Annotated in this window: 12 protein-coding genes; 4 read left to right on the top strand and 8 right to left on the bottom strand. The window is 68.9% G+C overall.

What is annotated here, in order from left to right; genetic code table 11:
* Positions 1-78: 78 nt before the first annotated feature.
* Both EPN98_RS17470 and pelA read left to right on the top strand, forming a co-directional pair.
* Complete coding sequence (locus EPN98_RS17470; RefSeq protein WP_293364190.1) at positions 79-384, top strand: VOC family protein; 306 nt, start codon at positions 79-81, stop codon at positions 382-384.
* 302 nt (positions 385-686) lie between these two features.
* Positions 687-1,889, top strand: coding sequence for a pectate lyase (gene pelA / locus EPN98_RS17465; protein ID WP_293364189.1), 1,203 nt, complete (start codon positions 687-689; stop codon positions 1,887-1,889).
* A 6-nt stretch (positions 1,890-1,895) separates the two neighbouring features.
* Here the strand turns inward: pelA and EPN98_RS17460 are convergent, their stop codons facing one another.
* Together EPN98_RS17460 and EPN98_RS17455 are read right to left on the bottom strand one after the other, a co-directional pair.
* Positions 1,896-2,549 carry a 3-oxoacid CoA-transferase subunit B gene (locus EPN98_RS17460; RefSeq protein WP_293364188.1) on the bottom strand — a complete coding sequence of 218 codons (654 nt, stop codon included), beginning with the start codon at positions 2,547-2,549 and terminating at the stop codon, positions 1,896-1,898.
* Entirely contained in the window at positions 2,549-3,259 is a 711-nt protein-coding gene (locus EPN98_RS17455; RefSeq protein WP_293364187.1) for a CoA transferase subunit A, read from the bottom strand. Before EPN98_RS17455 ends, EPN98_RS17460 begins: the two co-directional genes overlap by 1 nt.
* Positions 3,260-3,367: 108 nt before the next feature.
* On the opposite strand from EPN98_RS17455, the gene EPN98_RS17450 reads away from it, so the two are divergent.
* Positions 3,368-5,245, top strand: coding sequence for a monovalent cation:proton antiporter-2 (CPA2) family protein (locus EPN98_RS17450; protein WP_293364186.1), 1,878 nt, complete (start codon positions 3,368-3,370; stop codon positions 5,243-5,245).
* Between the two features lie 139 nt (positions 5,246-5,384).
* Positions 5,385-6,338 (top strand): 2-oxoglutarate and iron-dependent oxygenase domain-containing protein, encoded by a 954-nt coding sequence (locus EPN98_RS17445; RefSeq protein WP_293364185.1) that lies wholly within the window; start codon positions 5,385-5,387, stop codon positions 6,336-6,338.
* Positions 6,339-6,364: 26 nt separating this feature from the next.
* On the opposite strand, the gene EPN98_RS17440 is transcribed toward EPN98_RS17445, so the two are convergent.
* From EPN98_RS17440 to EPN98_RS17415, 6 genes are all read right to left on the bottom strand, one after another.
* Positions 6,365-6,994 (bottom strand): carbonic anhydrase, encoded by a 630-nt coding sequence (locus EPN98_RS17440; protein WP_293364184.1) that lies wholly within the window; start codon positions 6,992-6,994, stop codon positions 6,365-6,367.
* Entirely contained in the window at positions 6,991-7,653 is a 663-nt protein-coding gene (maiA, locus tag EPN98_RS17435) for a maleylacetoacetate isomerase (RefSeq protein ID WP_293364183.1), read from the bottom strand. The genes EPN98_RS17440 and maiA overlap by 4 nt, the downstream gene beginning before the upstream one ends.
* Entirely contained in the window at positions 7,653-8,333 is a 681-nt protein-coding gene (locus EPN98_RS17430; RefSeq protein WP_293364182.1) for a fumarylacetoacetate hydrolase family protein, read from the bottom strand. The genes maiA and EPN98_RS17430 overlap by 1 nt, the downstream gene beginning before the upstream one ends.
* Before the next feature lie 265 nt (positions 8,334-8,598).
* Positions 8,599-9,372 (bottom strand): SDR family oxidoreductase, encoded by a 774-nt coding sequence (locus tag EPN98_RS17425; RefSeq protein WP_293364181.1) that lies wholly within the window; start codon positions 9,370-9,372, stop codon positions 8,599-8,601.
* Positions 9,373-9,399: 27 nt separating this feature from the next.
* The gene (locus EPN98_RS17420) at positions 9,400-10,596 is read right to left on the bottom strand and encodes a cytochrome P450 (protein WP_293364180.1); all 1,197 of its coding nucleotides are present in this window, start codon (positions 10,594-10,596) and stop codon (positions 9,400-9,402) included.
* A 13-nt stretch (positions 10,597-10,609) separates the two neighbouring features.
* A complete protein-coding gene (locus tag EPN98_RS17415; protein ID WP_293364179.1) occupies positions 10,610-12,220 on the bottom strand; it encodes an AMP-binding protein in 1,611 nt (536 codons plus the stop codon).
* Positions 12,221-12,237 lie beyond the last annotated feature (17 nt).

Here is a 12,237-nt window from a genome sequence, read left to right as displayed (position 1 = left end):
ACGCCGATGTGGTTGAGCGGCCGGCCCTTGGCGAAGTCGTCGGCCGTGTAGGCGACGCCGGGGCCGGTGTAGAGGGCGATGTTCGGCTGGCCGATCCGCTGGCAGGGCCCGGCGCGCGACGGCGGTCTTTCGATCCACGTGGGAACAGCCCAGCAGTACATCGCCCTCTACACCGGCCCCGGCGTCGCCTACACGGCCGACGACTTCGCCAAGGGCCGGCCGCTCAACCACATCGGCGTCGAGGTGGACGACCTGGACGCGACCGAGGCGCGCGTGGTGGCCGCCGGCCTCACGCCCTTCTCGCATGGCGATTACGAGCCGGGGCGGCGGTTCTATTTCCTCGACCCGGACGGCATCGAATACGAGGTGGTGAGTTACGCCTGAGGCGGGGCGCAAGCCTTGCCGCTGCGCCCAAGGCACGGCGCTCACCCTCCTCTCCCCTCCCGGCCATTCACCGGCGAACGCAGGGGGATCGGCGGCGGCGCTTGCGCGTCTATCTCGTGGCTCCGAGCCTGCCTGCTGGATCCGGTCAGTCAAGGACGGCCCGGAGGGCCGCCGCGGGGCGGCCGGCCAGAGGCCGGTCCTTGAGTGACCGGATCCAGCAGGCTCCCATCGCCCATGAGATCGAAGCCTTCCTCTCTCTGAGAAAGAGCAGGTCCAACGCTCTCAGCTAGGCATCACGGGACATGACACGGCACTCTCGCACCATGATCCGCGCCGCCGTCGCAGCCGCCCTCCTGCTCGCCACGTCGGCTCAGGCCGCGGTCATCGGCCAGATGACCCCGGCCCCGCCGCTCACCCGCGAGCGCCTCGCCGACATCCCTGCGGGCGAACGCGCAGCTTGGTCCAGCTATCTCGACCGCTCCGAGGCGGCGCGCCGCCTGAACGCCGCCGAAACCACCAACGGCCCGCCCCCGACCTCCGGCGACGCCGCGGCCTCGATGCCGCTCAGCAAGCCCGCCCGTTGGTACGCCACGCCCGAGGCCCGACACATCGCCGACGTCATCGTCAGCTTCCAGAGCCCCGCCGGCGGCTGGGGCAAGAACGCGCCACGCACCGCCGTACGCCAGCCGGGCCAGCCGTTCTCCGCGGAGAAGGACTACGTCGGCACCCTCGACAACGACGCCACCGTCACCGAGCTCCGCTTCCTGGCGCGCGTCATCACCGCGGGCGGCGAGGCGCCCTATCGCGACAGCTTCGTGCGCGGCGTCCGCTGGCTGCTGGCGGCGCAGTATCCCAACGGCGGCTGGCCCCAGGTCTGGCCTCTGGTGGGCGGCTACCACGACGCGGTCACCTTCAACGACGACGCCATGGTGGCTGCGCTCAGCCTCCTGGGCGACATCGCCAAAGGCCAGGGCGACTACGCCTTCGCAGCCCCCGCTCTGCGCGCCGACGCCGAGGCGGCCTGGCGCCGTGGCCTAGCCGCCCTTCTCAAATCACAGGTCGTCAGGGATGGCCGCCCTACAGGCTGGCCGCAGCAGGCCGACGCGGTGACGCTGGCTCCCGTCGGCGCCCGCAACTTCGAGCCCGCCGCCCTGGCCAGCGCCGAAAGCGCCGGCATCCTGGCGTATCTGATCACAGCCTTCCCCACCCCGCCGCCGGAGGTGGCGCACGCGATAGGCGGCGGCGTGACGTGGTTGCGGGGCGCAGCGATCGCCGACAAGGCCTGGCGGGCTCCGGCCCCCGGCGAGGCCCGCCGCCTGGTCGACCAGCCCGGCGCGGCGCCGCTATGGGCCCGCTACTACGATCTCGCCACCGGCCGCCCGATCTTCGGCGACCGCGACCGCACGATCCACGACGATGTCCACGACCTCAGCGCCGAGCGCCGCAACGGCTACGCCTGGTTCACCACCGCGCCTGCGAAAGTGCTGAAGGCCTACGGCCGATAGTCGCCGCTAGCCGGCCACCGTATCGGCGACCCGGAGTTCCGCGCCCGTCTTGGCCTTGACCTCATCCAGCGTCACGCCGGGCGCCAGTTCCAGCAGCGTCAGCGGCGACTTGCCCCTGTTGACGTCGAACACGCCCAGTTCGGTGACCACCAGGTCGACAACCCCCTGGCCGGTCAAGGGCAGGGTGCAGGCCTTGAGCAGCTTGGGCGCGCCGGTCTTCTCGGTGTGCTCCATGACCACGACGACGCGCTTCACGCCCGCCACCAGGTCCATGGCGCCGCCCATGCCCTTCACCATCTTCCCCGGGACCATCCAGTTGGCGAGGTCGCCGTTCTCGGCCACCTGCATGGCGCCCAGGATGCTCAGGTCGATGTGGCCGCCGCGGATCATTGCGAAACTGTCGGCGCTGGAGAAATAGCTGCTCGACGGCAGGGCGGTGATCGTCTGCTTGCCGGCGTTGATCAGGTCGGCGTCTTCCTGCCCCTCGATCGGGAAGGGACCCATCCCCAGCATCCCGTTCTCGCTCTGCAGCGTCACGCTCATGCCGGCGGGGATGTAGTTGGCCACCAGGGTCGGGATCCCGATGCCGAGGTTCACGTAGAAGCCGTCGCGCAGCTCCTGGGCCGCGCGGGCGGCGATCTGGTCGCGGGTCCAGGCCATCAGGCGGCTCCCTCAAGCTTACGGGTCGTGCGCTGCTCGATGCGCTTCTCGTGAACGCCCTCGACGATGCGGTCGACGAAGATGCCGGGGGTGTGGATGTTGTCGGGATCGAGCGTGCCGGTGGTGACGATCTTTTCGACCTCGGCCACGCACACCTTGCCCGCGGTCGCCATCATCGGATTGAAGTTCCGCGCGGTCATCCGATAGACGAGGTTGCCCTCCTCGTCGCCCTTCCAGGCCTTGACGATGGACAGGTCGGCGGTGAGGCCGCGTTCCATCACATAGAGCTCGCCGTCGAACTCGCGGACTTCCTTGCCCTCAGCCACCAGGGTGCCGACGCCGGTCTTGGTGAAGAACGCGGGGATGCCCGCGCCGCCGGCCCGGATGCGCTCGGCCAGGGTGCCCTGCGGGTTGAACTCCAGCTCCAGCTTGCCCGACAGATAGAGCTCGGCGAACAGTTTGTTCTCGCCCACGTAGGAGCTGATCATCTTGCGGATCTGGCCGCCGGCCAGCAGCACGCCCAGGCCGAAGTCGTCGACGCCGCAGTTGTTCGAGACAACCGTCAGGTCCTTGACGCCAGACTGGCGGATCGCCGCGATCAGGGTTTCGGGAATGCCGCACAGCCCGAAGCCGCCCGCCATGATGGTCATGCCGTCGAAGAGCAGCCCTTGCAGCGCCTCGACCGCGTCTTTGCGAACCTTGTCAGCCATGGCCGCCTGATACGCCGCAAAACGGTGGTCCGGAAGGCCCGGCCGTAAAAATTCATCGATTGATGATATTGGGGTCACACCCCCGGATCGGGGAATGGAAATCCCCGCATGACCGCAGACTCCCTCCTCATCCAGGCCCTGGTCTATCTGGCGGCCGGTGTCGTCTCCGTTCCCATCGCCAAGCGCCTCGGGCTGGGCTCCGTCCTCGGCTACCTCATCGCCGGGGTGCTGGTTGGCCCCTTCGCGCTGTCCCTTGTGGGCGACCAGGCCGACGTGATGGCCTTCGCCGAGTTCGGCGTGGTGATCCTGCTGTTCCTGATCGGGCTGGAGGTGAGGCCGGCGCTGCTATGGGAAATGCGCACCTCGATCTTCGGTCTGGGCGCGGCGCAAATGCTGGCGAGCGCCGTCGTCGTAGGCGCCATCGCCTTGTTCCTGGGCGCCGACTGGCGCGTTTCGCTGGCGGTGGGCCTGATCCTGGCGCTCTCGTCGACGGCCATCGTCCTGCAGAATCTGGAGGAGAAGGGCCTGCGGCAGGGCCCTGTCGGCCAAGCCGCGTTCGGTGTGCTGCTGTTCCAGGATCTGGCGGTCATCCCCCTCTTCGCTTTCCTGCCGCTCTTGGCGGCCACACCCGTCGGGGTCGACGCCGCCGCCGGGCACGGTCACAGCATCCTGGCCGGCCAGCCTGAGTGGGTGCGCATCGTGGCCACCTTCGCCGCCGTGGCCGGCGTTGTGATCGGCGGCCGCTATCTGACACGGCCCATCTTCCGGTTTATCGCCGCCGCGCGCCTGCGCGAGATCTTCACCGCCTCGGCCCTCCTGCTGGTGGTCGGCGTGGCCGCGCTGATGGAGCTGGTCGGGCTGTCGCCCGCGCTGGGCGCCTTCCTGGCAGGCGTAGTGCTCGCCGAGAGCGAGTTCCGCCGCGAGCTCGAGACCGACATCGAGCCCTTCCGCGGCCTGCTGCTGGGCCTGTTCTTCATCACCGTTGGCGCAGGCCTGAACCTGGGCCTCGTGGCCGCTCAGCCGGTGCTGGTCATCTCGCTGACCGTGGGTCTGATGACCGCCAAGTTCGCATCGATGTGGGCTGTCGGCCTGATCTTCCGCCACAGCCACCGAGACGCCGCCACCATGGCTGTCTCTCTCGCCCAGGGCGGTGAGTTCTGCTTCGTCCTGTTGACCTTCGTCGCCGGCGCCCAGGTGCTGTCCGCCCAGGACGCGGCCCTGGCGACCGCGGTGGTGGCGCTCTCCATGGCGATGACGCCCGTCGCCTTCGTGCTCTACGAGAAGCTGGTGCTCAACCGCACCACAGGCCTGGCCGAGCCCGAGCGCCTGGCCTTCGACGACGGCGCCCCGGATGTGATCGTCGCCGGCTTCGGCCGCTTCGGCCAGATCGCCACACGCCTGCTCACCGCCAACGACTTCTCGGTGGTGCTGTTGGACTCGTCCATCGAGCAGATCGACACGATCCGGCGCTTCGGCTGGCGCGTGCACTACGGCGACGCCACGCGCCTGGACCTCCTGCGCGCCGCGGGGGCCGACAAGGCGAAGCTGCTGCTGGTGGCCATCGACGACAAGGACAAGGCGGTCGAGCTGGTGAAGGCGGCCACCGACTACTTCCCCAACCTGACCATCCTGGCCCGCGCCTATGACCGGCGGCACGCTTACGAACTGGTGCGGGTGGGCGGCGATGAGGTCGTGCGCGAGACGTTCGAGAGCGCGATGCTGTTCGGCAAGAAGGCCCTGCTTCGGCTGGGCCTTTCGGACCGCCGCGCGAACAAGGCGGTCACCGTCTTCCGCGAGCACGACATGGCGCTCTTCAAGAAGCTGGCCCCGGTCTACGGCGAGGAGGAGCAGTATGCGATGGCCGTGCGCGACAGCCGCGAGACCATGGAGAAGTTGCTGACCGAAGAGATGCGCCGCCTCTCCAAGGAGGAAGCCGAGGAGGCAGACAACGACCGCGCCGCCAAGCGTCGTCTGGAGGCCGGATAGAGCCGCTTGCGCGCGCCTGAAGCCAGCTCGCCGCCGGTCGCCGGGCACGAGAGCCTGCATAACCCGCAGACGGACCTTCGCCAGCGGGGGAGTCGCTTGCCGGGATGCACGCCGGCGCGCAGAGGTGTAGAACGCCGAAATGAGCCAAGCCACCGCCCTCCAGGATCGTATCGAGCCCGTCTCGTTCGACCTCTTCGCCAAGGACTTCAACGCCTTCACCCAGGCCCTGGGCGACAGCTACGCCCGCTGGGGGTTCGCGGTGATCTCCGACCACGGCATGCCGCAGGACAAGGTCGATGCGGCCATCGACCAGATGAAGCAGTTCTTCGCCCTGCCCGAGGCGGCGAAGATGAAGTACAAGCTGCCCGTGGCGGGCCAACGCGGCTACACGCCCTTCGGCGTCGAAACCGCCAAGGGCCACACCCACTACGACCTCAAGGAATTCTGGCACGTAGGCCGCGACCTGCCGCCCGGCCATCGGTTCCGCGACCACATGATCGACAACGTGTGGCCCGATCTGGAACTGCCCGAGTTCCACGCGAAGGTGCAGTGGCTCTACAACGCGCTGGACGCCATGGGCCTGAAGGTCCTGGAGGCGATCGCCACCTACCTGGGCCTCGACCGCCACTTCTTCGACGACAAGGTCGACGTGGGCAATTCGATCCTGCGCCTGCTGCACTATCCGCCGGTCCCCAAGGACGGGCCGCACATCCGCGCCGGGGCGCACGAGGATATCAACGTCATCACGCTTCTGCTCGGCGCCGAAGAGGCCGGGCTGGAGGTGAAGGATCACGACGGCCGATGGATCGCCATCAACCCCCCTGCCGGCAGCTTGGTCTGCAACATCGGCGACATGCTGCAGCGACTGGTGAACCACCGCCTGCCGTCCACGACCCACCGCGTCGTGAACCCGGCCCCGGAGCGCCGCGGTTTCCCGCGCTACTCGACGCCGTTCTTCCTGCACTTCAATTCGGACTATCTGATCCGGACGCTGCCCAGCTGCGTCGACGCCGCCAACCCCGACCGCTACCCGCAGCCCATCACGGCCGACGCGTACCTCCAGGAGCGGTTGAGGGAGATCAAGCTGGCATAGGCCCTCGCGCCGGCTTAAGGCGACCCTCAGCCGACGAAGTCGGACAGATCGTCGGGACCCGAGATGGTCACGCCCATGTCGGTCACCAGTCCGGTGCCCAGCGTATAGACCCAGCCATGGACACTGAGCGGCTGCCCCCGGCGCCACGCATCCATGACGAAAACGTCCGAGGCCACGTTCTTGACCTGGCGCATGACGTTCAGCTCGACCAGCCGGTCCCACCTGGTCTTCTCGTCGGGCAGTTCGGCCAGTTCGTGGCGGTGTTCGTGGTGGACCTCGCGGATGGGGTGGAGCCAGTGGTCGACCAGGCCGCGGCGCTGGCCGTCGACGGCCGCGGCGACGCCACTGCAGCCGTAGTGGCCCACCACCAGGATGTGCTTCACGCGGATCACGTCCACGGCAAACTGCAGCACGGACAGGTAGTTGGCGTCCTGGGGCGGGGCCAGGTTGGCCACGTTTCGGTGGACGAACAGCTCGCCGGGATCCAGCCCCACGATCTCGTTGGCCGGCACGCGGCTGTCGGCGCAGCCGATCCAGAGGTACTCAGGCGCCTGCTGGCCCTCCAGGCGCTTGAAGAAGCCCGGATCGGCCGCGACCTTGCCGGCGGCCCAGGCGCGGTTCTTGGCCTTGAGGTCGTCGAGCGTCTTGCGGGTCATTGCGCCCCCCCCGCCGGAAGCTGAGCGTCGGGCTGCCGGTTGGGGTGCGCGGCCTGGAAGGCCGGGTGCTCGGCGGCGCGGTCGGCGGCGCCGATCAGGCCGGGCCACGGCGTGACGTCCAGCTTGAAGCGGCGGGCCGAATAGACCTGCGGAACGAGACAGCAGTCGGCGATGGTGGGCGTATCGCCGAACGCGAACCTGCCGCCGTACCGGGCGACCAACGGCTCCAACGCGTCGAAGCCGTCGCGGATCCAGGCCTGAATCCAGTCTGTGGCGACCACCTCGTCCGGCACGCCCAGTTCCTTGAGCTTCCTGCCAACGCGGGTGTTGTTCAGCGGATGGATATCGCACGCGATGATCCCGGCCATGCGCCGCACCACGGCCCGGTCCAGCGCAGACCGCGGCAGGATCGGGGGCTGGGGCCGGGTCTCCTCCAGCCACTCCAGGATCGCCAGGCTTTGGGCCAAGACCGTGCCGTCGCCCAGGTCCAGCGCCGGCGTAAGCCCCTGGGGGTTCACGGCCCTGTACGCGGGCTCGCGCTGCTCGCCCGCGAGCAGGTCGACGGGGTGATAGCCGTACTCGACGCCCTTCAGCGCCAGGCCGATGCGCACGCGATAGGGGGCGGTCGCCCGCCACGCGGAATGCAGGGTCAGCGCCATCAGGCGACCCGGAAGGCGAGCCGGCCCACGCCCTCGACCTCGCCCTCGACCGTGTCGCCCCTGACCAGGGGGCCGACGCCCTCGGGCGTGCCCGTGTAGATCAGATCGCCGGGCGCCAGCGCCCACAGCTTCGAGGCCTCGGAAATGATCTCGGCCACGTTCCAGATCATGTCGGCGACCGTGGCGTCCTGCTTCACCGTCCCATTCACCGAGATGGAGATGCGGCCCTGTGGCGGGTCGCCCGACCAGCGGCGGATCGCCGAGATCGGCGCGCTGTCGTCGAACCCCTTCGATGAATCCCAGGGCTGGCCCTTGTCCTTGGCCGCGTTCTGCAGGTCGCGGCGCGTCAGGTCGACGCCGACCGCATAGCCGTAGACCAACGCCAGCGCATCGCCCACCGCCACGTCCCGGCCGGCGGCGCCGATCGCCACCACCAGCTCGATCTCATGGTGCAGGTTGGCTGTGCGCGGCGGGTAGACCGGGTCGCGTCCTGGCGGGACCACGGCGTCCGCGGGCTTGGCGAAGAAGAACGGCGGGTCGCGGTCATCGCCCCCCATCTCCCTACGGTGGGCAGCATAGTTGCGCCCCACGCAGAGAATGCGGCGGACCGGAAAGCCCCCTGCCTCGCCCTCGACGGGCACGACAGGAACGGGCGGCGGAGCAAGCGCGAACTCGACCATCGGCGCCCTTTAGGCCCCCTGGCCCATGCTGTGAACCCCCGCGCTGGGTAAGGGTCGAGGCGTCGCAACACCCTCCTCTCGCGACAAGGGCCCTGCGGGCGCCCACGCGACGGTCGAGTTGGCGGCTCGTCCGCGCTCCATCCGTCGATGGCGACGCCCCATTTTCCGTCCGGGCCGCGCCGGTGGATATCGCCCCCTTGCCGACGTCGCGCTAGCGGGCCTGGAGGAATGTCGTCAGGCTCGCCTACCCGCTTCCGGCCGCACTTCAGTACAGGCGCGTCGTCGGGCCGCCGTCGAGGGGCAGCGCGACGCCGTTGATGAAGCTGGATTTGTCCGAAAGCAGGTACTCGATGGCGTCGGCGACTTCCTGGGACTCGCCCAGCCGGTTCATCGCGCTGTGGCGCGCGAGGATCTTCACGAACAGCTCGGGTTCGGCCTCGACGTAGGGATCGACCATCTCCGAGTGGCAGTAGCCGGGACACAGCGCGTTCACCCGCAGGCCTTGCTGCCCATAGTCTACGGCGGCGGACTTGGTGAGGCCGACGACCCCGTGCTTGGCGGCGGCGTAGGCCGAGTGGCCGATGTCGCTGCCCTCCAGGCCCAGGATCGAGGCGATGTTGACGATGGCGCCGCCGCCGGAAGCGAGCATTGCGGGGATCTCGAACTTCAGGCTCATGAAGACCGCGGTGAGGTTGGTGTTGATCACCGCATGCCAGTTCTCCTCGGGCATGTCGGCGACCTGGTGGAAGGGCTCGCCCGCTATACCGGCGTTGTTGACCGCCCCGTCGAGCCGGCCAAAGCGGGCCACCGTGCCGGACACCATCGCCGCGACGTCGGCGCGGACGGTGATATCGCCCTGGATGAACAAGCCCTCGCCACCGGCCGCCTTCATCTGCGCCAGCACCGCCTGGCCCTGCGCCTCGCGGCGGCCGGTGATGACGACCTTGGCGCCCTGACTGGCCAGGGACACCGCGGTGGTGGCCCCCAGGCCCGACGTGCCGCCGGTGATCAGGATCACCTTGTCTTGGAATTGGGTCATGGTGTGGGTTCCTTCGGGTGCGTGGGTTCAGCCAACGGCGACCGGGAGGCGCTCGGGATTTTCGCCCAGCACGCGGGTCCAGGAGATGTCGGCCTTCGGCGCGGTAAGCGTGGGCGCGAGCTCGGCCACGGCGCGGACCATCTCTTCCAGGGTGACGCGCGCCAGCCAGGTTCCGAGGCACGCATGCACGCCGCCGCCGAAGGTGAGCATGCGCGGCGCGTCCGGGTCTGAGAAACGGCGCGGATCGAACACGTCCGCGTCGCGCCAGACGGCGGGGTCGGTGTTGGCGCTGAGCGTGTTCAGCACGATCATCGCTCCGGCCGGCCGGAGCACGCCGCAGATCTCAGCCGGTTCGATCAGCGTGCGGCCGATGATCCCGATGCTGGGCTCCAGACGAATGGATTCCGTGACGATCGCCGAGATCAGGCCAGGATCGCTACGGGCTTCGGCCAGCAGGTCCGGCTGGGCCAGCAGGGTCAGGAACGTGCAGGCGCTCTGGCTGGCGGTGGTGTCGTGGCCCGCGACCAGCAGATTGGCGACCATGGCGGCGGTTTCCGCGCGGGTGAGCCGCTCGCCGTCATGCTCCACGGCGATCAGGGCCGAGATCAGATCGTCTCCGGGAGCGGCCTCGCGGCGGGCGCAGAGGTCAGCCGTGTAGGCCAGCAGCTTCTCGATCGCGTCGGTGGCGGCGGCGATCTGCTCGGGGCTCATGAGCAGGAACACCGGGGAAAGGGCTCCGACCCAGGCCGTAAAGACCGGGCCGTCGGCCAGCGGCACGCCCAGAAGACGGCACATCACCTGCGTCGGCGCATCCGCCAGGGCGGCCACCAGATCGCCCTCACCCTGGGCCTTGATCCTGGCCAGGCGCTCACGGATCACCTCGGCGGCGACCGGCCGGAGGGCCTCGACGGAGCGGGGCGAAAAGGCCTTGCCCACGAGGGCGCGCATGCGGTGGTGCGTCTGCCCCTCATTGGTGAACATGATCGACCCGTACCAATCCCGCAGCGGGCCATCCTTGATCCCCAGGATGTCAAAGAACGAGAGGCCCAAGCCCACCATGCGGGTGTCGGTCAGGAGCCGTTCGACATCGGCATGGCGCAGCACGATGACCGCCCCCGTCGCCTCGTCGATCAGGGTTGGCCCCTCAGCCGCTGCGCGCCGCGTCCAGGCGCGGACCTCAACCGGGGGCATGTTGAAGAAGTCCGGGATCGTGGGTTCGGCCATATGGCGGTTCCGATCAGGATTGAAAGACGCCGGCGACGAACTGGTCGCGGAGGACGAACTTCTGGATCTTGCCCGAGCCGGTGAGAGGCCAGTCCTGGACCTCGATCCAGTGGGCGGGGGTCTTGGGCGCGGCGAGGCGTTCCCGGCAATGGGCGACCATGGCGGCGCGATCCAACACAGCGCCGGGACGCAGGCGCAGGAAGCAGGCGACGATCTCGCCCCACTTTTCGTCCGGAATGCCGACGACGGCGATCTCCACGATGTCGGGATGTTCGAGCATCGCGTTCTCGATCTCGGCCGGGAACAGGTTCTCGCCGCCCCGGATGATCATCTCCTTCACCCGACCGGTGATCCTGAGATAACCCCGCGCATCCATGGTCCCGAGATCGCCGGTGTGCAGCCAGCCCTCGGCGTCGATCGTGGCGGCGGTGGCCTCGGGATTATCGTTGTAGCCAAGCATGAGGGCGTAGCCCCGGGCGCAGATCTCTCCGACCTGGCCGATGGGGACCACGGTGTTGGTGGCAGGATCGCGGATCGAGAGCTCCGTGTGTGGGAGCGCCTGGCCGATGGTCTCGCTGCTGTCCTCGAGATTGTCGTCTCGATAGGTCGTCGTCAGCAGCGGCGAGGTCTCGGTCTGGCCGTAAACGGTGGCGAAGTCGCAGCCGAAGGTCGCCTTGATCCGGCGGATCAGCTCCGGCGGCACCATCGATCCCCCGGAGTACATGAACCGGATCGAGGAGACGTCGCGCGGGCGGGCCTCCTGTTCCGCCAGGATGGCGACCAACATTGTCGGCACGCCGATGAAGGCGCCGGGCCGTTCGCGAGCGAAAAGGTCCAGCACGCAGGCCGGATCGAACGCGGGCGGGAGAATCAGGACCCCTCCGGTCAGAAGGGAACCCAGGGTTCCACCGACACAGCCGGAGGTGTGGAACATGGGCATGATGCAGACGGTCTTGCCGCCGCTTGGCATCGCGAACCGCGCCATGAAGAACCGGGGATTGTTCATGATGCCCCGGTGATGCAGCACCGCGCCCTTGGGGAAGCCGGTGGTGCCCGAGGTGTACTGGATCTGGACCGCATCATCGGGCTGCACGTCCGGCAGCTCGCAGGGGATGTCGTGGCCGGCGTAGAGGGCGGCCGGATCAGCCAGGTCGACGACCTCGCGCACGCCCGGCAGCTCTGCCACCACCGCCGCAGCGGTTTCGGCCATCGGATTGCCGCGGAACTCGCGAACCAGGAACAGGCCGGCGCTGCGTGACTGCTCCAGCACGAACTTCAGCTCACGGGGCCTGTAGGCGGGGTTGACCGTCACCAGCACAAGCCCCGCGAGGGCTGCGGCGTACTCGATGATCACCCACTCCGGGATGTTGGGCGCCCAGACGGCGATGCGTTCGCCGGGCCGGTAACGGGAGAGCAACGCGCCGGCCAGGCGTTGGGCGTCGGCCAGCAACTCGCCGTAGGTCCAGCGGCGGCCAAGCTCGCCGGCGGCGTCGGTCTCGACCAGAGCGGGGGCGTCCGGCGTGGCGCGCGCCTGGGCGCGCAGGCCGCCGCCGACGGTCAGAGGCAGGACGACGTCGTCCTGCTGCGCGGGGAAGTGGGATTCGGCAAGGGCGACCTTGTACATGGGTGTCCTCCGCTCAG

The organism is Phenylobacterium sp. (assembly GCF_004299445.1).
Taxonomy (GTDB): Bacteria; Pseudomonadota; Alphaproteobacteria; order Caulobacterales; family Caulobacteraceae; genus Phenylobacterium.
The sequence above is the reverse complement of the archived record's forward strand: the minus strand, read 5'-3'. Positions and strand labels throughout refer to the sequence as shown.